This window comes from Enterococcus sp. S183_ASV_20 (genome assembly GCF_018919685.1).
In the GTDB taxonomy this organism is placed as follows: domain Bacteria; phylum Bacillota; class Bacilli; order Lactobacillales; family Enterococcaceae; genus Enterococcus; species Enterococcus faecalis.
Map to the genome: position 1 here is coordinate 25,829 of NZ_JAHLRI010000006.1, position 20,987 is coordinate 46,815.

15 protein-coding genes and 1 pseudogene are annotated in these 20,987 nt (G+C 38.5%); 7 read left to right on the forward strand and 9 right to left on the reverse strand.

Features of this window, described 5'->3' with window-relative positions; translation table 11 throughout:
• Nucleotides 1-13 precede the first annotated feature (13 nt).
• A complete protein-coding gene (locus KQI94_RS03735) occupies nucleotides 14-1,084 on the forward strand; it encodes a hypothetical protein (RefSeq protein ID WP_002375935.1) in 1,071 nt (356 codons plus the stop codon).
• Nucleotides 1,085-1,126: 42 nt separating this feature from the next.
• On the opposite strand, the gene KQI94_RS03740 is transcribed toward KQI94_RS03735, so the two are convergent.
• Together KQI94_RS03740 and KQI94_RS03745 are read right to left on the reverse strand one after the other, a co-directional pair.
• On the reverse strand, nucleotides 1,127-1,441 hold the full coding sequence (locus KQI94_RS03740) for a DUF1827 family protein (protein WP_002355547.1): 315 nt from the start codon (nucleotides 1,439-1,441) through the stop codon (nucleotides 1,127-1,129).
• 194 nt (nucleotides 1,442-1,635) lie between these two features.
• Entirely contained in the window at nucleotides 1,636-3,876 is a 2,241-nt protein-coding gene (locus tag KQI94_RS03745) for an ATP-dependent Clp protease ATP-binding subunit (RefSeq protein ID WP_002384925.1), read from the reverse strand.
• A gap of 302 nt (nucleotides 3,877-4,178) precedes the next feature.
• On the opposite strand from KQI94_RS03745, the gene KQI94_RS03750 reads away from it, so the two are divergent.
• The 3 genes from KQI94_RS03750 (at nucleotide 4,179) to ptsP (ending at nucleotide 6,534) form a co-directional block, all read left to right on the forward strand.
• Nucleotides 4,179-4,370, forward strand: a complete 192-nt coding sequence (locus KQI94_RS03750) for a hypothetical protein (protein WP_002366170.1) — start codon at nucleotides 4,179-4,181, stop codon at nucleotides 4,368-4,370.
• 170 nt (nucleotides 4,371-4,540) lie between these two features.
• Nucleotides 4,541-4,807, forward strand: a complete 267-nt coding sequence (locus KQI94_RS03755; protein WP_002355551.1) for a phosphocarrier protein HPr — start codon at nucleotides 4,541-4,543, stop codon at nucleotides 4,805-4,807.
• Nucleotides 4,807-6,534 carry a phosphoenolpyruvate--protein phosphotransferase gene (gene ptsP / locus KQI94_RS03760; protein WP_002361251.1) on the forward strand — a complete coding sequence of 576 codons (1,728 nt, stop codon included), beginning with the start codon at nucleotides 4,807-4,809 and terminating at the stop codon, nucleotides 6,532-6,534. The genes KQI94_RS03755 and ptsP overlap by 1 nt, the downstream gene beginning before the upstream one ends.
• Nucleotides 6,535-6,578: 44 nt before the next feature.
• Here the strand turns inward: ptsP and KQI94_RS03765 are convergent, their stop codons facing one another.
• The 3 genes and pseudogenes from KQI94_RS03765 to KQI94_RS03775 form a co-directional block, all read right to left on the reverse strand.
• Nucleotides 6,579-7,658, reverse strand: coding sequence for a DUF916 and DUF3324 domain-containing protein (locus tag KQI94_RS03765; RefSeq protein WP_002403513.1), 1,080 nt, complete (start codon nucleotides 7,656-7,658; stop codon nucleotides 6,579-6,581).
• Nucleotides 7,659-7,693: 35 nt separating this feature from the next.
• Nucleotides 7,694-8,433: pseudogene (locus KQI94_RS03770) on the reverse strand (WxL domain-containing protein).
• 54 nt (nucleotides 8,434-8,487) lie between these two features.
• Nucleotides 8,488-10,863, reverse strand: coding sequence for a hypothetical protein (locus tag KQI94_RS03775; protein ID WP_002384930.1), 2,376 nt, complete (start codon nucleotides 10,861-10,863; stop codon nucleotides 8,488-8,490).
• Nucleotides 10,864-11,126: 263 nt separating this feature from the next.
• Here KQI94_RS03775 and tig point away from each other — a divergent pair, with 263 nt between their 5' ends.
• Entirely contained in the window at nucleotides 11,127-12,410 is a 1,284-nt protein-coding gene (gene tig, locus KQI94_RS03780; RefSeq protein ID WP_002355556.1) for a trigger factor, read from the forward strand.
• Between the two features lie 111 nt (nucleotides 12,411-12,521).
• On the forward strand, nucleotides 12,522-13,184 hold the full coding sequence (locus tag KQI94_RS03785; protein WP_002384931.1) for a hypothetical protein: 663 nt from the start codon (nucleotides 12,522-12,524) through the stop codon (nucleotides 13,182-13,184).
• A gap of 46 nt (nucleotides 13,185-13,230) precedes the next feature.
• Here the strand turns inward: KQI94_RS03785 and KQI94_RS03790 are convergent, their stop codons facing one another.
• The 4 genes from KQI94_RS03790 to KQI94_RS03805 form a co-directional block, all read right to left on the reverse strand.
• Nucleotides 13,231-15,153: a fructose-specific PTS transporter subunit EIIC gene (locus tag KQI94_RS03790; protein WP_115357844.1), complete on the reverse strand. Its 1,923-nt coding sequence runs from the start codon at nucleotides 15,151-15,153 to the stop codon at nucleotides 13,231-13,233.
• A 23-nt stretch (nucleotides 15,154-15,176) separates the two neighbouring features.
• The gene (gene pfkB, locus KQI94_RS03795) at nucleotides 15,177-16,094 is read right to left on the reverse strand and encodes a 1-phosphofructokinase (RefSeq protein ID WP_002363177.1); all 918 of its coding nucleotides are present in this window, start codon (nucleotides 16,092-16,094) and stop codon (nucleotides 15,177-15,179) included.
• Nucleotides 16,091-16,843 (reverse strand): DeoR/GlpR family DNA-binding transcription regulator, encoded by a 753-nt coding sequence (locus KQI94_RS03800; RefSeq protein ID WP_002388523.1) that lies wholly within the window; start codon nucleotides 16,841-16,843, stop codon nucleotides 16,091-16,093. The genes pfkB and KQI94_RS03800 overlap by 4 nt, the downstream gene beginning before the upstream one ends.
• 135 nt (nucleotides 16,844-16,978) lie before the next feature.
• Entirely contained in the window at nucleotides 16,979-18,538 is a 1,560-nt protein-coding gene (locus tag KQI94_RS03805; protein ID WP_002388522.1) for a ClC family H(+)/Cl(-) exchange transporter, read from the reverse strand.
• A gap of 164 nt (nucleotides 18,539-18,702) precedes the next feature.
• On the opposite strand from KQI94_RS03805, the gene pcrA reads away from it, so the two are divergent.
• The gene (gene pcrA, locus KQI94_RS03810; protein ID WP_002363179.1) at nucleotides 18,703-20,961 is read left to right on the forward strand and encodes a DNA helicase PcrA; all 2,259 of its coding nucleotides are present in this window, start codon (nucleotides 18,703-18,705) and stop codon (nucleotides 20,959-20,961) included.
• The last annotated feature ends 26 nt before the right edge of the window (nucleotides 20,962-20,987 follow it).

Genomic DNA, 20,987 nt, shown 5'->3' on the forward strand with positions numbered 1-20,987 from the left:
AAAAGGAGGAAAAATGAAAACTAAAAAGATAGTTGTCGGGTTATTTTGTTCAATGATTATTTTAATGGGGTGCCAACCAGATCAACGAACTGAAAAAATGAAAGAAAGTACTGAAGCAGAAGCAGTCCAAGTAACGAGTGGTGCCTCGGCAGCCACTAATGCCACTTCTGTAAAGCAGGAGGAGCAGACAAACACGAATGATCAACCGAAGGAGAGTGCTGCCAAAGTGAGTTATGAGCGTAATGGACATACCTTTGAAGTTGATGCTGTTTCTGGCGCTACAGTAGAAGCTAATAATGGACAATCAGGAATTAGTCCAGAAGAAAAAGCCCAGAAGATGTATTGGTCAGGTCGTCCAGAAATCGGGGAAGTTCAAGGGGATTATTATCATCATGAAGTCGTGTTTGATGGCGGCTATACGGCTTTAATTGATGTCGTTGTTAAGGATCAACAAATTCAGTTAGTGGAATTTGATGAACGTGGACCTAAAAACTATTATTCTGAAGAATGGGCAGGAGTGACAAAACGTTTATCCGGCTATGCAAATTTTCAAGCGAACAACGCCCGAACCGATCAATCGTTAGTGACCGTTGTTAATACGATGACTTTTTTAGAAAATCAAATGGTTGCTGAAAATCGCCTAGATGGCGCATTCCAGACAGCCAAAGGTCAATCCAATAGCGCTAATAATGGCTATCTTCCTGCTGCTAGGGCTTTAGCCAAGGAAATCAAAGAACCTTCAAAAGAACATTATACAAGTCTAACAGAAGATTTTGGGGAGGGGCTTTCTGGACGTTTAACTGTTATTACGTTAAAAGATTCAGGGAAAATAACCGATCTTCGTTATGATGAATATTTTGCAGATACAGAAGAAGAGATTAAAGACGCAAAACTGAAGGCTTATTCTCGCCAATCAAAATATTTTTCTAAAGATTATGCTCAAAAATCGGGGGAAAATTTCAAAAAAGAAGTGGATGACTTAAGAAAAAAAGCAATCGAGGAAAATAAATTAGTCAGTCCGACAAATGAGGAAGCCTGGTCGGAAAATTATCAAAGTCTTGTAAAAAAAATAACGTCACAATAAATTGAAAAAACTGCCAAAGTGGGGAAACTTCGGCAGTTTTTTTTAGTTTTCCATGAGGGAAACTTTTAATGGAACAGACACTTCGGTCACATGGTTTAACTCAATGATAGAAATTTCATCTGGGTCATAAGCCTCTTTAGGTAATCGTTTTAACAGTTTTGCTAAAATTTCTTTTACTTCTGTCGGACGAATGCGACGATTTTTATTCATAATCAGAACTTCCACATGGTGAGCTGCTTCTGAATAGACAGCGGTCGTGTTTCCTGCTGAGTAGACTTTTACAAAGTAAGCATCCGTGTTTTCCAATTGTTTATTTACTAATTGTTTGTAGCTATTGGTCACATTCACTAATTTCATTTTATCACCTCATTATAGTTGTGTGCTGCAAAAGAGCGTTTCCAATTATGTACAGGAGTTCAAGATTGAATTTTTTCTATGAGGAACAAGTATACGAATATCTTTCTTCTATTATAGTTTTTTTTGATGAAAATAAAAAGTGAAAAGCATAAAAAAATCCGCACGCATTGTTATTAATGCGTGTGGATTTTTGATTATTCTGCTTGGTCAGATGTTGAAGTTTCTGTTTTAGTCACTTCTTGTGCGCCAGTTACGATAATTTTACCTTCGTTATCTAACGCTGCGACTAATTGATGATTTTCAGGATGATCTAGATAGTATTCAGCAATGCCGTCTTCAATTTGTTCTTGAATTGTTCGACGTAAAGGACGAGCGCCCATTGCAGGATCATAACCTAAATCAACGAGTTTCTCTTTGACTTCTGTTGGAACCTCAATGTGTAATTTTTGTTTAGCTAATAAGCTATTTACTTCTTCTAACATCAAGCTGACAATGTTCATCAGGTTTTCTTTGCTTAATGCTTTGAATTCGATAATACCATCGAAACGGTTAAGGAATTCGGGGGTGAAGAAGTTGTTCAATTGACCTAAAACGGATTTAGTCACACCTTCACGGGCAGCACCGAAGCCAACGTTGGCTTCCACAGCTCCTGTTCCAGCATTACTTGTCATGATAATGATGGTGTCTTTAAAGCTGACCGTACGACCTTGTGCATCTGTTAAACGACCATCGTCGAGAATTTGTAAAAACATGTGTAAAACATCAGGATGCGCTTTTTCAATTTCATCCAATAAAATTAAACTATAAGGATTACGACGGACTTTTTCTGTGAGTTGTCCAGCTTCGTCATACCCAACATAGCCTGGAGGAGAACCAATCAGTTTAGAAACACTGTGTTTTTCCATATACTCACTCATATCAAAACGAACCATCGAATCTTCTGAACCGAATAGCTCAAAAGCTAATTGTTTTGCTAATTCTGTTTTACCAACGCCTGTTGGCCCAACAAATAAGAAGGAACCAATTGGGCGGTTTTGTTTGCCTAGGCCTACACGATTGCGACGAATCGCTTTAGCTACTTTATCGACGGCATCATCTTGTCCGACAACATGAGCTTTTAAGTCAACAGCTAAATTTTTCAATTGGGTTTGTTCTTTTTCTTTTAAGTCACCGACAGGAATGCCAGTTTTTTGTTCCACAATGGCTTCAATATCTTTTTCAGTGATGACGGGTGTTTCTTCATCGCTGATTTGTTTTTCTTTCATTGCTTGTAATTTATTGATTTGATCACGATAATAAGCCGCTTTTTCAAAATCTTCTTCTGCGGAAGCTTGTTGTTTTTGTTGTTCCGCTTCTGCTAATTTTTTATCAATTGTTTTTGGATCGACGAGTTGAATAGTTAGATTCATTTTTGAACCAGATTCATCTAACAAGTCAATCGCTTTATCTGGTAAAAAGCGATCTTGAATGTAACGATTGGATAAGTTTGCTGCTGCGTTAATCGCTTCATCTGTATATTTAACATGATGATAATCTTCATAACGTTTTTGCAAACCATGTAAAATCGTTATGGTTTCGGCAACGGTTGGCTCATCTACTTGGACTGGTTGCATCCGACGTTCTAAGGCAGCATCTTTTTCAATAATACGGTACTCATTTAAAGTTGTGGCACCGACTAATTGTAATTCACCACGTGCTAAGGCTGGTTTTAAAATATTGCCAGCATCCATATTGCCATCACCAGCAGCACCAGCACCCACAATTTCATGGACTTCATCAATAAATAAAATGACATTTTCAGCTTCAGTGATTTCTTCAATCAATTTTTGCATCCGTTCTTCAAATTGTCCGCGAATACCAGTTCCTTGAACAAGTGAAACCACATCTAAACGAATGACTTCTTTGTCCAATAATTTTTGGGGCACATCGCCATCGACAATTTTTTGGGCTAAACCTTCAACAACGGCTGTTTTACCAACACCTGGTTCACCGATTAAAACGGGGTTGTTTTTTGTACGGCGATTTAAGATTTCAATGACACGCTTAATTTCTTGATCACGTCCTACCACAGGATCGATATCTCCTTGGCGTGCCGCTTCGGTGATGTTAATCCCATACTCGCCTAGTAAACCTTGACCAGCGCCAGCGCCTCCGCGAGGGGGTTGACCTCCATTACCACCATCACCAAATTGAGTGGGTGGTGTTTGTTGTTCATAAGGATTACCTTGTTGCATTTGGCGAGAAAGAGAACGATATAAATCGTCTAAACTCCCAAAGCCAAAAGGGTCTTGTCCCATATTTTGAGGGGAATTATTTGCTTGATTTTTTAATTTTTGATAGCAGCTTTGGCAATAGTCCAGTTGTTTTCTTTGACCATTCACATTTGCATATAAATGAATTGTTGCTTCATTTTGTTGACAATTTTGACAAATCATTGAATGAAACACATCCTTTCAAAATAACTGAGGCCAGAAAAATAGCTGTTTGCTCTATTATTTCTAGTAAACAGACCATTTTTCCTCAAACCAGCCAAGTACTAGATAGCAAGAATAAATTCTGTCTATAAAACCACTTGACCATTTTTGACCTTTGAGGTTATTATAGCATTTTTTGTAAGAGAATCAAGTAAAAGACCTTGTTTAAAAAAAGGCAAAGATTCGATTTTTTTTACAGACAATTGCGCCATTTTCAAGTAAACTATAAGAGTTGATATTTAAGAGAAAGAGTGGTGAAATCAATGGCTGAAAATCCTTTTGTAGAAAAAATTGCTTCATTAAAAGCTGGAGAAATCTCTGAATTAATCGTGGAGCAAAATGAATTTTTCCAATTTCGTGATGCTTGGATTTCTTTGCCTGACCGCGCGGAAATTGTTGGAGAAGCGGGGTTAAATGGACGAATCATTTATCGTTACCAAAAAGAGGAAGAATAGTCAGTGCAAAACATCACGAAATTTAAGCAAAAAGTGTTGTGTAAGATAGAAAAAAATGGTAATCTTAGAAACTGAAAGGGTCTTTTTTCGAGTAGACGTTTGATTTTAGCGTATCAAGAAAGGAAAACCCTAACATAAAAATTTTTTATTTACGAAGGAGACCGATTTATATGGAAAAGAAAGAATTTCACATTGTAGCAGAAACAGGAATTCACGCACGTCCAGCTACTTTATTAGTACAAACTGCAAGCAAATTTAACTCAGATATTAACTTAGAATACAAAGGTAAATCTGTTAACTTAAAATCAATCATGGGCGTTATGTCTTTAGGCGTTGGTCAAGGTTCTGACGTAACAATCACTGTTGATGGTGCTGACGAAGCTGAAGGAATGGCAGCAATCGTTGAAACATTACAAAAAGAAGGATTGGCTGAATAATGTCTGAGATGCTAAAAGGGATTGCCGCAAGTGATGGCGTTGCTGTTGCTAAAGCTTACCTGCTAGTTCAACCTGACTTGTCTTTCAACAAAACTTCCGTAGAAGATACTGATGCAGAAGCAACTCGCTTAGACGATGCTTTAGCAAAATCTACTGAAGAGTTGCAAGCAATTCGCGACAAAGCAGCTCAAAGCCTTGGTGAAGCAGAAGCGCAAGTTTTCGATGCTCATTTAATGGTTTTATCTGACCCAGAAATGGTTGGTCAAATCAAACAAAATATCCAAGACAACAAAGTCAATGCAGAAGCTGCCTTGAAAGAAGTTACGGATATGTATATTGGTATGTTTGAAGCAATGGACGACAATGCTTACATGCAAGAGCGTGCAGCAGATATTCGTGACGTTGCCAAACGTATCTTAGCACATTTATTAGGTGTGACTCTTCCAAATCCTTCAATGATTAACGAAGAAGTAATCGTGGTTGCCCATGACTTAACACCTAGTGATACTGCACAATTAGACCGTACGTATGTTAAAGCCTTTGTTACAGACATCGGCGGACGTACTTCTCACTCAGCAATCATGGCTCGTTCGTTAGAAATCCCTGCAATCGTTGGTACAAAAGAAATTACTGACAAAGTAAAAGCAGGCGATATTTTAGCAGTGAACGGAATCATTGGGGATGTTATTATTGACCCAACAGATGCTGAAAAATCTGAATTTGAAGCAGAAGCAAAAGCTTATGCAGATCAAAAAGCAGAATGGGATAAACTAAAAAATGCAGAAACAGTGACAGCTGACGGCAAACATGTTGAGTTAGCTGCAAACATTGGTACACCAAAAGATTTAGAAGGCGTACACAAAAACGGCGGCGAAGCTGTTGGTTTATATCGTACAGAATTCTTATACATGGATTCATCTGACTTTCCAACTGAAGAGGACCAATACCAAGCGTATAAAGCAGTTCTTGAAGGAATGGAAGGAAAACCAGTTGTGGTTCGTACAATGGATATTGGTGGGGACAAAGAGCTTCCTTACCTAACATTACCACACGAAATGAACCCATTCTTAGGTTACCGTGCATTACGTATTAGCTTATCAGAACTAGGTGACGGCATGTTCCGTACACAAATGCGTGCATTATTACGTGCGTCTGTTCATGGTAACTTACGTATCATGTTCCCAATGGTTGCTACTTTGAAAGAATTTAGAGCAGCGAAAGCAATCTTTGAAGACGAAAAACAAAAATTAGTCAACGAAGGTGTTGAAGTTTCAAACGATATCCAAGTAGGTATTATGATTGAAATTCCAGCAGCTGCCGTATTAGCTGATAAATTTGCCAAAGAAGTAGACTTCTTTAGTGTTGGAACCAACGACTTAATCCAATACACAATGGCGGCAGACCGTATGAACGAACGCGTTTCTTACTTATACCAACCATACAACCCATCAATCTTACGTTTAATTAAAAATGTAATTGATGCAGCACACGCTGAAGGTAAATGGGCTGGTATGTGTGGTGAAATGGCGGGCGATCAAACAGCTGTTCCATTACTATTGGGTATGGGCTTAGATGAGTTCTCAATGAGTGCTACATCTATCCTTAAAACACGTAGCTTGATGAAACGTCTAGACACAACTAAAATGGCTGAACTTGCTGACCGCGCATTAAAAGAATGCGACACGATGGAAGAAGTCGTTGCATTAGTTGAAGAATATACAAAATAATTAAGTGATTATGAAAGCACATCGACAATTGTCGATGTGCTTTTTTATTGTTGCGATTCACGTATTTTTTTCTTGAAATAATAAATCGTGCTTCCCAAAATGAATAGAAAAACCAGCGTGATGCTACTCACCAGTTTCCAAGGGAAATTGGTGTGTTTTTCAGGTGGGAGGTTGACGGCGGTAGCATTGTATTTTTTAGCTTCTTTTTCTTGGATGACTAAGTGTTTTTCCCACGAATAGTCTTGATAGCCATCGTTTACTTTGATTTTTACAGTATAATTTCCAGGAACAAAAGGTTGTTCCTTTAAGTCAATCCGATAATTAAAATTTGTATTAGGGGCCATTGTTAACGACTCTTGGTGATTTTCGTAGCGAGGTTTAGCTTCTTTTTCATAATATAAAGAGGCGTCGACTTGTAATTTTTTAATCATAGCCGCTTGTTTGTTTTGGAGATTCATTAATACGCGGTTACGACCGTTAGCTTGATCGGTTTTTACTTCATTTAAAGATAATTCTGGCTGAACAGGTTCATCTGTTTCACTAAGTAAGACGCCGACTACATAAGAAAAACGATTATTGATGGCCACGCCGTTTTCTGAGTGAGCAGGTTGTTCATCTGACTTTTGTTCAAAGTAGAGTCCTCCTAAAACATACCCATTAAATGGTTTTTCCGGTAAAATAAGCTGACATTCAACAGTCTTGGTTGAGTGTTTAGGTAGTTGGATTTCTTTTGGTAATTGCGCAATCTCATTAAAAGTAAAAGGTGCAGATGGATCTTTTTTTGTTTCAGCATGAGAATAATCTGCCAAGCCATTATCATTAGTAATCGCTGCATTGGCTGAAGCTAGCACGGTAATGTCGTTGGCTGTTTGATTCGTTAGTTCGATTTGTAGCTTTTGTGTTTGGTTTGGAGCGACACGTAAATCAAAATAACTTGTTTCTTTGGTTCGTTGATTGTCGGGTAAAATGGCTTTTACAGAAAAAGTCATTTCGCTTGCTTCTACAGAATAAGAGCCAATAAAAAATAAAAAAATGATGACGCTAACAGCATGAAGCCATTTAAAAAGCTGCTGATTCATAGTGTGCACTCCTTTTTGACAATTTTTTATAACAAGGTATTGCATGAAGTTGTTTCATGCAATACCTTGGTTGTTTTCTTTTAAAGTGGTGTATCATCCAAAATCCAAGTAAGCGTTGTTTTATATTGTTTAGCTGCAACTTTTTTCGTTGTCGCAGGAACAGTTAATTGAATGCCTTGAGCAGCGGTCGCTCCGCTACCAAAAGCTAATGTCCAAGTGCCCATTCCTGTTGAAAGAGCGGCAGTCGCCACAGGAGAAGTGGCGGCACCAGAGTTGGATCCAAGGTTACTGGGACCGTTAATGGCGCCAAAGAAAGTAACTGTGTTGAATTGGGTGTTGCTGCTAAAAAGGTCAAGGATGCATTATCCAAAACAGCGGGTGTTGAATCACTTGTAGCAAATTGCGCACTCTGTTTAACTGATAATTTCCAGCCAAGATTTAGACCACGTTTGTCAGTTACTTGAACATAGTTTGGCACGCTAATTAAATCGCCAGTACTATTTTGTACTTGGTCCAGTTGTGCCGAATAGATTGCTGTTCCGGCTTGAATTTGTTTTGATCCAAAATGGATATTTGAAACATAGTCAATACTAAGGGGTCCGGCTGTACCAGGTTGATGAGGATCAGCAGGATTAGGTGTCACAGGCTGAGAAGGGTTCGTCGGGTTGACAGGTGGCGTGACAGTATTATCAAGAGCAAACGTAATATCAGCGTTGGATTGAATAGAAGCGACTTGAGCTGCTTCAACTTTTGGACTATTTAAAAGCATAAGAGGCGTAGCAACGAACAAAATGCTTGAAATGCGCACGATCTTTTTCATTTTTTATTCCTTCTTTCTTGTTTATTTTTAACTTTTAAAAAAGCTAAATCCTAATTAGAGGGGTGTATCAGAAAGAATCCATTGTAATTCGGCAGTGTAAGATTCTTTGACCGTTAAATTAAGGTCAGGAGCAACGCTTAAAAAAAGTCCATTTTGTTGGTTCCAAGGAATTTCTACATTGTTATCGTCCGTTGCGGTGTATTGATAAACTTCGGTTGCTAAAGAGGAGAGAGGAAAATCACTGCCATTTTTTCGATAAATGAAAGCTTGCTGGATCGTTTTATTTGTAGAAGTTGAATGCATGGGCTGACTCTCTCTTACCAACAAATGCCATGGTGTTTTTGCAACTCGACCATCGGCAATGAGGAAAGGAGCGCTTATGGTCGATGGTGAGTATATAGTTCGTTTGCTGGGAAAAGGTAAATTTTTAAAGGAAACTGTAGTTGGCATCTGCACAAAACGGAGGGTACCGTTTTTGGTAGGTAAAGACTGTTCCTTAGTGATTGGCGTAATTGGCGTTCCGCCACCATCATTGCCAGTAACCGTGCTAGAAAATAAAAGAAATTGGTTTATCCATTCTTCTGTAACCGTTGCTGTATATTGTAAGGTGAATTGTGTATTGGCTTCTGTAAAATTATCTGCTGGCAGCGAATTGTGATAACTCCAATACGGCAAACCAGTGGAACTATCAGTTAAAAGTTGAAGCCCAGCTATTGGCGTACTTAAACCTGCTGCTGATTGTTTTGTTAATGTAGCAGCTGAAAGTTGGGACAGTCCTTTAGGCACCGTTGCTCGTAATTGTTGATTCATCCACGTTGCTGGTTGATTGGTTAAACGTGTGGTTAACGTAAAACGAATGATTTGACCACTTACGACAGAGTTTGCAGCTTCCCAGAGCCCTTGTGCATTTTTCCGCTCAATGATTTGCGTGACCGTTAGTTGAGGCACAGAATAAGCAACTGTTTGAGAAACAGTAGAACTGGTTAGCAAAGGCAGGCCAGTGCGATTGCTGAGCCCTTGGACCCACAAGCTGACCGTTTCTCCTCCTTGGAAAGTGGGTAAATTAGCAAATTGAAAATGGCCATTGGAATCTAAGGACGTTGTGTAAATAGAACCACCATTTATTTGTACTTTAACTTGATAGGTTCCGTTAGATACTTGAGAAGCTTTACCTGAAAGTTGAGTTGAGCCGGCATTGGCGACTACGTTTGTGACTGGTTGGATTGACCAATTGACACTTTGGTCAGCTGAGGGGCTGCTTTGAATATAGTCGGTTGACGTTTTGGAACGAGCAAAGACAATTGTAGAGAGCGTGTCGCCATATTCTAATGGTGAAGCTAACGATGTCGAGAAATTTCCGGCTGCATCGACAGAAATCCCTTTCACCACAATGGGGGTAGTGGTGCCATCATGGCGGTTCAAGGTTAATTGAACAGAGTAGTTATAGTTTGGGTCTTGTACTTGTTGAATGGTCCCTGTTACAGTAGTGTCCAGATGATTTGGTTGAGTTAGTTTGGCTGGTGTGACTTGAGGAACGGGGTAATTACCTAAACTAAGTTGAGCTTTGCTAATTACGCCTGTTTTTGTATTGTTCCCAATAATAATATTAATTGCACCTAATCCAGTGCCGACATCTGTAAAGGTTCCTCGAATCGGATAGTCTTTGCCGTTAAGAGCAGGAGGGATTGAAATTCCTCGTTTATAAAGTGCGCCCACATCAAACGAAATGGCGGCAGACCATTTGGTTCCGGGAAGTAACACCAAGGTGCTACTTGGAAAAGTCAGATAAACAGAATGATAAGTGCTACTATAAGAGAGGCTGACGCCGTTAGTTGAACTGTGAATATCTTGAGTGGCTGTTCCTGGATAACTGACAGTCCCTGTTAAAAGAGTCAGAAAATCTTGTTGCTTTAGAGTGTCGTTATCTAACTGGCTTGAAATTTCTGTAGGAAGTTGAATAGCAATAATCGGTCGATCATTAATTGCTAAGCCGATAAGTGTCACACTGTATTCATACGAAAGTGTGATAATATCTTGGTTATACGTTCCCGTGCTTAAGGTACTTTTTAAGGTGCTATTACCAACAGAAACACTAGCTGGCGTAGGTGCCATAGGTTCATCGTTTTCAGAGGAAGCATGGGTTTGCTCGGTTTCTTGTTCCACGATATCGGTTGCTTGAGTTGTTTGTTGTTCTGTTGAAACTGAAGTAAATGTTTCACTAAAAGTAGAGGCGTGAGTTGTAGGGTTCAGTGTTTCAGAATGAGCTATCAAAGGTTGAGTCAGCGATAAAAAAAGCCATGATATGATGCAAGAAAAGATTCCCCATACGAACTTATTCAAAACCATCCTCTCCTTTTTTGATATTATATGTATAATGACGAAAATATATAATGTGTAAATATTGAGTACATACATTCTATAATGGGCCATTCATAAAGTAAAGCGATTACATCCGATGGTGAACAAGATATTTTGTTCACAATCTTTTAGTGTTTTAAGAAGGAAATTTCTCGAAATTCTATGCTTTTTTAATCCGAAAAAATTAAAAAACTGATAGTTTGCTAAAAATCGAGTCTTTCTTTCACTTCTTAGCACTTAAAATATTTACATTTTCCTAGGGATAGTGTACTATTTAAAGGTATGCATAAATAAAGTTTGATGTATAAAATTAAATGTTATTCGGAGGGAAACAAATGTCTGCGAAATGGGAAAAAAAAGGCACTAATGATGGTGTATTAACTTTTTCAATCGAACAAGCAGTAATCGAAAAAGGATTAACGCAAGCGTTCAATAAAGTGAAAAAAAACTTAAACGTACCTGGTTTCCGTAAAGGAAAAGTATCACGTACTGTTTTTAACCGTATGTATGGAGAAGAAGCGTTATACGAAGATGCGTTAAACGCTGTTTTACCAGAAGCATATGAAGCGGCTGTATTAGAAGCAGGAATTGAACCAGTAGCACAACCAAAAATTGATGTTGAAAGCATGAATAAAGGGGAAGACTGGGTTATCACTGCTGAAGTAACTGTAAAACCTGAAGTAAAATTAGGCGAATACAAAAACTTAACAGTGTCTAAACAAGACCGTGAAGTAACAGATGAAGACGTGGAAGCACGTTTGAAACGCGAACAAGAATCTCAAGCTGAATTAGTAATCAAAGAAGATGCCGCTGCTGAAAATGGCGACACTGTAGTTATCGACTTTGAAGGCTTCTTAGGCGACGAAGCATTTGAAGGCGGCAAAGGCGAAAATTACTCATTAGAATTAGGTTCTAATTCATTTATTCCAGGCTTTGAAGACCAATTAGTTGGCAAAAAAGCTGGCGAAGAAGTAGAAGTAAACGTTACTTTCCCTGAAGATTACCAAGCAGAAGATTTAGCTGGTAAAGAAGCAGTTTTCAAAGTAACTGTTCATGAAGTAAAAGCAAAAGAATTACCAGAATTGGATGATGAATTTGCAAAAGACGTTGACGATTCAGTAGAATCATTAGACGAATTAAAAGAAAAATTCCGTAAAGAATTGACAGAAGCAAAAGAAGCAGCAGCTGAAGAAGCAAAAGACGAAGAAGCAATTCGTTTAGCTGTTGAAAATGCTGAAATCGTTGAATTACCACACGTAATGGTTCACGACGAAGTTCACCGTTCAATGGATGAATTCTTAAACAACATGCAACGCCAAGGAATTTCTCCTGAAATGTACTACCAATTAACTGGTTCTACAGAAGAAGATTTACACAAACAATTTGAAGGCGAAGCAGAAACACGCACAAAAACAAACTTAGTGATTGAAGCAGTTGCCAAAGCTGAAAACATCGAAGTAACACAAGAAGACATCGATGCTGAAGTGAAAGATTTAGCAGAACAATACAACATGCCTGAAGCGCAAGTACGTAAAGTATTAAACAACGACATGTTAGAACACGATATTCGTATGAAACGTGCGGTTGAAACAATTACTGAAACAGCTGTTGAAAAATAAACATTTTTAATAAGCTCTTCATTCGATAGAGTTTTCTAAAACTGTAGATGGAAGGTGTCTTTCATCTACAGTTTTTTTCATATAAAATAACTTTTGAAAGGGTGTGTCAAAATGGATAAAAATTATTCGAAAATTAAATATGGATTAGTGGTGTTTGGCATCTTATGCTTGACGTACAATCTCTGGGAATTTTTTACGGCTAAGTATTCAACAAAACAAGGTGTGACGTTTGTTATCGAATGTTTACTTGGAATTGGGCTGATCTTTTTACCAGATCTTGTCAATAAATTTTTAAAAATTATTATGCCACCGACCATCGTTTATTTTTACTGGTTTTTCTTATTTATTTCAGTATTCCTAGGAACCTCGTTGCATATGATTTCAATCATTTCGTTCTGGGATAAAATTTTACACTTTGTTAGTCCGATGCTGTTAACTGCTGTTGGTTATGGTATTGCTGGTTTCCTATTGAAGAAAACGAAGTACGCCGATGTTTCCCCGTGGTTATTTTTATTATTTGGGTTTGCATTTGCAGGGCTTTGTGGCGTCTTCTGGGAATTCTGGGAATTTATCTGCGATTCACTAGGGAACATGAACTTACAACGCTATAATATGTCCAACGGCCAACCATTTATTGGGCGTGCTGCTTTAATGGATACGATGGGGGATTTATTTACCAATACCCTTGGGGCCTTTGTGATGGGCGTGTATACGTATATCAGAAGCAAAGGGAATCCTGAGTATTTAGAAAATTATGCGATGAAGAGAAAATAATAAAAAAGCGATTCAACCATGGTTGAATCGCTTTTTTGCTGTTTTTTTAAGCAGGTACTTCGACAGGTTTTTTCAAAAGTCCGTAGACAATTCCTGAAATAATCGCCCCAATTAAGATGAACAATAGATATAGTAATGGATTACTTAATAGGAAGACGACGAAGATTCCTCCATGTGGTGCCAATAATTTGATACCAAACGCACCAACCAACGCACCAGTAAAGGCAGAACCTACCACGAAACTTGGAATCACACGTAATGGGTCAGCTGCTGCAAAAGGAATTGCCCCTTCAGTGACAAAAGAAAGTCCCATTACAATATTGGTTAAGCCGGCATCTTGTTGATCTTTTGTAAATTTATTTTTAAATAAACGAGTTGCTACGAAAATTGCTAATGGAGGAACCATTCCGCCAGCCATTACAGAAGCCATGACCACGCTGCCACCTTCTGCAACAGTACTTGCTAACGTAGCTGTACCGAAAACATAAGCAGCTTTGTTAACTGGTCCACCTAAGTCGATGGCCATCATACCAGCTAATAAGGCACCAAGTAAAGCAGCATTTGTGCCATCTAAACCAAGTAGGAAATGATTTAACGCATCATTAATTGCTTTCATCGGGATGTTAATGACTAACATTAATAAGCCCGTAATAATCAAACCAAAAACTGGATAGAATAAAATGGTTTTAATTCCATCTAATGATTTTGGCAAGCCTTTGAAGACTTTACGTAAAAGAACCACTACATAACCAGCTAAGAAACCACCGATTAGGGCCCCAAGGAATCCAGCTCCGCCAGCATTTGCTAATGCACCAGCCGCGAAACCAGCAACTAAGCCTGGACGATCCCCAATACTAGAAGCAATAAAACCAGCTAAGACAGGTAACATAAAGCCAAATGCTGCGCCACCAATTTGGTTAAACCAGCTAGCTACGTCATTGTAATTACCTAAGTTGGCTAATTGATCTTGAGGAACTCCGATAAATTGATCAATCATAAAGGAAAGAGCAATGGCAATTCCGCCACCAATAACGAAAGGTAACATATGAGAAACACCATTCATTAAATCTTTATAGATACGAGAACCGATTGAACCTTCCGCTGAATCCTCTTGGTCGCTTGCAGCCGAGTCACTGCCATGGAAAGTAGGAGCTTCACCACTAATGGCTAAGTTAATTAGTTCTTCGGTTTTACGAATTCCATCACTGACGGGACGATTGACTAATTTTTTACCATCAAATCGATTCATTTCTACTTTTTTATCGGCTGCAACAATCACGCCATCAGCACGAGCAATATCTTCAGCAGTTAAACGATTTTTAATTCCTTCTGAACCGTTTGTTTCTACTTTAATGTCTACGCCCATTTCTTTTGCTTTTTTCTTCAGTGCATCTTCGGCCATGTAAGTATGAGCAATTCCTGTAGGACAAGCAGTCACAGCAATAATATATTTACGATTGCTTTCTGGTGCTGGCGTTGTTTGTTCTTGTTCTGCTTTTTCTTCCGCTTCTTTTTGATCTTCCGCTGCTTGGAAAAGTGCTTGTACTGCTTCTGGAGTTTCCGCTTCTTTCAATTTGCCAACAAATTCTGGGTCGATAAGTAATCGAGAAAGGGCCGCAAGCGCTTGGAGATGTGTATCATTGGCGCCTTCTGGAGCAGCAATCATGAAGAATAGATAAGTAGGTTGTCCATCTAGTGCTTCATAATCAACACCTTTTTTACTTTTAGCGAAAAGAACTGTCGGTTCTTTTACGGCACTATTTTTTGCGTGAGGCATAGCGATGCCGTCGCCTAAACCAGTCGATGTTTGTGCTTCGCGTTTTAAAATTCCTTCTTTGTAAGTGTCAATGTCAGAGATGCGGCCACCATCGTATAATTTTTGGACCATTTCATCAATCGCGCCTTTTTTATCAGTAGCTTGTAAAACCATAATCATGACATCTTTTATTAATAAATCATTAATGTTCACTCTATTTTCCTCCCTTAGTGGATTTATTCTGAAATTTTTTCAATTGTTACTTCGTGGATAAGTTCTTGGATAAAATCTTCTGAGGCTAAATCATCAGAAAATGCAGTCGCGCTACCGCAAGCGACACCCCATTTGAAAGCCTCTAAAGGATCTTGTGTTTTTGAAAAGTTGCCAATAAAACCAGCAATCATTGAGTCGCCAGCGCCGACAGAATTTTTCAGTGGACGTTTTAAAACGTTGGAACGATAAACACCTTCTGTTGTGAAAAGTAATGCACCATCACCAGCCATTGAGATAATTACGTGTTGCGCTCCTTCTTCTAGTAACCGATGTCCATAAGGTAAAATATCTTCAACACTTGTAAAGGTTGTATGATATAATTCTGCCAACTCATGATTATTTGGCTTGACCAATAAAGGCTTTTGTGACAAAGCGTTCATTAAATCTTCACCTGTCGTATCAATAACAAATTCTGCGCCTTTTTCCTTCACAATTTGGATTAATTCTTCGTAAAATCCTTTGCGTAGAGAAGCAGGTGTACTTCCTGAAAGAACAACAATATCACCAGCCTGAACACGACTAACTGCTTGTTTTAGTTCTTGAATTTCTTCGTTTGTTAGAGCAGGTCCTAAGCCGTTAATTTCTGTTTCAGTATCTGATTTCAATTTAATGTTGATTCGTGTATCAGCAGACACGGGAGTGAAATTCGTTTGGATTTCTTCTTTTTTCAACCAATCGGCAATGAATGAGCCTGTAAAACCACCTAAAAAACCTAAGGCAGTGGATTCTGTCTCCATACGTTTTAAAATACGTGAAACGTTGATTCCTTTGCCGCCAGGTAATTTAAAATCATTCGTCATCCGATTTAAATCACCAATTTGTAGATGATCGACATGAACGATAAAGTCGATAGAAGGGTTTAAAGTCACTGTGTAAATCATTTGTTTGCCTCCATTAAAATAGTTTTTTGCTGGAATCCTTGAAGCGATTCAGCAGGGCAGTAGTCAGTTAGTAAAGTAACTGACTCTAATTCTTCCACTTTGGTAAACGTTACTTCATTAAATTTTGTATGATCCAGTAAAACATAGGCTGTTTCTGCTTGATGAATAGCCAAGGCTTTTAGCGCTGCTTCTTCGGGATCAGGCGTTGTTAAACCAAACTCTAAATGTGCGCCGTTAGTTCCTAAAAAAGCTTTGTTAAAACGAAAATGTTGTAGCTGTTCCATACTAGTGGCACCAATGATTGCTTTAGTGGAGAGCTTCAAAGTACCACCAAGCATAATAGTGGGAATTTCCATATCGCTAAGTTTTGCAGCGTGATGCACGGAATTCGTCACTACATGGATTTGTTTCCCAACTAAAAAAGGGATCATTTCTAGCGTGGTTGAACCAGCATCTAAATAGATCATATCGTCATCTTGTACACAACTAGCGGCTAAAGAAGCAATCTTTTGCTTTTCGTGCGTGTTTTTGATTGATTTTTCCGTCATGTTTTGTTCAAAGCCTAAATTAAGAATACGCTTAGCGCCGCCATGAATGCGTTCTAACAAATTGGCGTCTTCTAATTCTTGTAAATCGCGGCGGATTGTGGATTCGGAAGCATTGAACAAGCTAGCAAGTTCTTGTGATTTGACGACTGATTTTTGATCTAACAATTGTAAAATTTTTTGATGTCGTTCTTCCGTAAGCATTTTCATCCCTCATTTCATGGATATAATAGCACAAATGAAAACGCTAATCAATCTAAAACGGTCAAAAACATTCAAAAAAATTAAAAAACAGTCATAAAAAAAGAAAGCTGCTGAACTCAGGTTCAGCAGCTTTCTTTAATTCACTAAATCATTCGGTAAAGTTTTTTGATAAATCTCTTTTTTGACTTGGTAAGCGAGTTTTTCATCGGTCAAAATAATGAGCACATCGCCAACATGCATAACAGTATCACCATGTGTTAAAATTTCCGATTCGCCACGGCGAATGGAAGTGAGCAACATTTGTTTAGGCCAGACAAAATCACGTACCATCGTATCATCTAAGGAACTTTCTGCAGTGATAGGTAATTCGATAATCGTTTTGTGGCCACGAATATTACTTACTTTAGAAGGAACCAAACGTTCTAATAAGCTTTCATAAATTGGCTTACCGCCAAGACTATCGATGGTAATATAACTAACTAAAGCGACAACCCCTAAAGACATTAAATGAGAAAAATTGCCGACCATTTCTGTTACTAAAATAATCGCTGTTAACGGTGCTTTACCAATCGCAGTAAAATAACCAGCCATGGAAAAAATTAAAAAGTTTTTCACAAAAATTGGATCCATCCCTACGTATTGGACAAGTAGACTACCATACAATGTTCCGATAATGGCACCTAAAGTTAGAATAGGCAAGAAAATACCACCAGGGAGATTCGAACCGTAAGAAACCATTGAAAAAACAAAACGTAAAACCAGTAAGCCGACTAAAGCCCAAATCGTGGCCGGTTGATTGCCTAAAGCTAAAACAATTTGATTCCCACCGCCAAGTAAATGTGGAAAGAAATAACCAATCGGTAAAATCAAAATAAAAGGAACAAAACCATAATAATTAGAAGAAAGGCCTTTGATTTTTCCATATACTTTTGGTAAGGACAACAATGTTTTTTGATATATCCAACCTAATAATCCTAGCAAAACGCCCAGCAGGACTAATGTCCAATAGTACTCTAAAGGCAAAGATTTAACCGGACCAATATAAAGAACTGGTTGCAATCCGAAGAAATGCAAAGAAACAAAGTTAGCGGAAATGGCCGCAGAAAAAGAGGTTAACCAAACTAAAGGTGAAAAGGAATGGTGAACCTCTTCTAGAACAAATAAAAGTCCTGCGATTGGTGCATTAAAAGCGGCGGCTAAACCAGCACTGGCACCACTACTGATTAAAATTTTTTCTTCAGACTTGGTGCTTTGCCGCCATTGACTATAGCCTTGTCCAACCACTGCACCTAGTTGAATTGAAGGACCTTCACGTCCCAAAAATAGCCCAGGACTAATCGCTAAGATCCCACCGATAAATTTTTTCCAAAGCACTGGAAACCAGTGAATTTCTAATTGACTTTGAAGTTGTCCTTCCACTTGGGGAATGCCACTGCCTTTAATTGCTGGTTCGCTTTTGATCAGTCGTCCTAATAAATAAGCAAGCACGAGAGAAAATAAGAACCAAGGAATCATCCAAAAGGGTTTTTCGTGAAACGTTTGATACAGATGCACGACTTGTTCGCCAATTTTTTCAATGCCTAAGCGAAATAAGCTGACAACAAAGCCGACCAGGATTCCGACGACGATGCCTTTAAGGATAAAGCCGATTCGGGTACCATCTAATTGTTTAATTTCATGTACATCATTATTCATTTCATTTCTAGCCTCCATCACTACTTACTAATGTACTGCGGTTTGACTTGATTTACAAGAAAATTTCATATAAAAAGAAAAAGATTTTTTGTTCTTTTCTAAAGAACTTCAAAGGGATTTTTGGTATACTGTATAAGATTGAAAAAAGAGAGAGGACGTTTAATATGACACAAAAACATGCCTTGGTTCAGGGAATGAATCCTCGACAAGAAGAAGCCGTTTTGCATACAGAAGGACCACTGTTAGTCATGGCTGGTGCTGGTAGTGGAAAAACGCGGGTTTTAACACACCGAATTGCCTATCTAATTGAGGAAAAAGAAGTAAATCCATGGAATATTTTGGCGATTACGTTTACCAATAAAGCTGCTAAAGAAATGAAAGAGCGTGTAAATAAATTACTGGAAACGGGTGGCGAAGATGTATGGGTCTCCACTTTTCACTCCATGTGTGTAAGAATTTTACGTCGTGATGTGGATCAGATTGGTTACAACCGTAATTTTACAATTATTGACCCATCGGAACAAAAAACATTAATGAAACGCATCTTAAACGACTTAAATATTGATTCAAAAAAATATGATCCTCGCTCAATTTTAGGTACGATTAGCAATGCCAAAAATGAATTACAAACGCCTGAAAAAGTTGCTGAAATGCAAGGTTCCTTATATGAAGAAATTGTCGCAAAATGCTATGAAGCCTATCAAAAAGAATTACGCAAAAACCAATGTATGGATTTTGATGATTTGATTATGAATACGATTCGTTTATTCAATGAACAACCAGATACGTTGGCGTTCTACCAAAATAAATTTCACTATATTCATGTGGATGAATACCAAGATACCAATCATGCACAATATACCTTAGTCAATTTATTGGCTGCACGTTTCAAAAATCTGTGTGTCGTAGGTGATGCCGACCAAAGTATCTATGGTTGGCGCGGGGCGGATATGCAAAATATCTTGGATTTTGAAAAAGATTATCCAGATGCCAGTGTAATTTTGCTAGAACAAAATTATCGATCCACCAAAAACATTTTGGCGGCTGCGAATGATGTCATCAAAAATAACCGTAACCGCCGCGAGAAAGAACTGTGGACAGAAAATATAGACGGTGAAAAAATTGTCTATTATCGCGGGGACACAGAACGGGATGAAACACAATTTATTGTGAGCCAAATCCAAAAAGAAATGCGGGAAAATGACCGAATTTATGGTGATTTTGCGGTATTATATCGGACCAATGCCCAATCCCGTGTAGTGGAAGAAATGCTCTTGAAATCTAATATTCCGTATACCATGGTGGGCGGACATAAATTCTACGACCGTAAAGAAATTAAAGATATTTTGGCTTATTTAAGTTTGATTGCCAATCCAGATGATTCGATTAGTTTTGAACGAATTGTCAATGAACCAAAACGAGGAATCGGTAAAAGTTCAATTGAAAAATTACGACTATTTGCGGATACGCATGGTTGGGCTTTGCTGGAAGCTGCCCAAAATGTTGATTTGGCAAATATTTCAGGAAAAGCGGGTAAAGAGCTTGGTAATTTTGGCATGATGATTCAAGACTTAACGAAAACAGTGCCCTATTTAACGATTACAGAATTGGTGAAAGAAACTTTACAACGTAGTGGTTATCGGGAAGCTTTGATGGCGCAAAATAATTTAGAGTCTCAAGCTCGCTTAGAAAACTTGGACGAATTTTTATCTGTGACACAAGAATTTGATAAACGTTTTGAAGCGCAAAATAACGACGATCCAAATGGCGAAGAAACAAAATTAGCGGATTTTTTAACAGATTTAGCCTTGGTTTCTGATTTAGATAATTTAGAAGAGAGCTCTTCACAAGTAACCTTAATGACGTTGCATGCGGCCAAAGGGCTGGAATTTCCAGTGGTCTTTTTAATGGGCTTAGAAGAAGGGGTTTTCCCATTATCACGTGCCATGCTAGAAGAAAGTGAACTGGAAGAAGAACGGCGCTTGGCTTATGTTGGTATCACACGAGCGGAAGAAGCCCTGTTCTTAACGAATGCTTATTCGAGAACATTATATGGTCGCACGCAATATAATCGACCAAGTCGCTTTTTAGAAGAAATTGAGGCGGAGCGTTTAATGAAACAAGGGGCGGCGGCCAATTTACAGAAAGCTCCAGCGCGCACCTTTGATCCTAAAGTATTCAAGCCCAGCGCAAGTAAACCAGCTTATACACAGCCAGCTACAAAATCAGTTAGCAACAAAGTGGCAAGTGGTGGCGAAAAAGTTTCTTGGCAAGCAGGTGATAAGGTCCAACATAAAGCATGGGGCGTTGGTACAGTCGTTCGTGTAGGCGGTTCGGCCAAAGACTTAGAGTTGGACATTGCTTTCCCAGAAAAAGGCATAAAACGGTTGTTAGCGGCATTTGCACCAATTGAAAAAATTTAACATGCAAAATAGGTCAGCGATTTAAT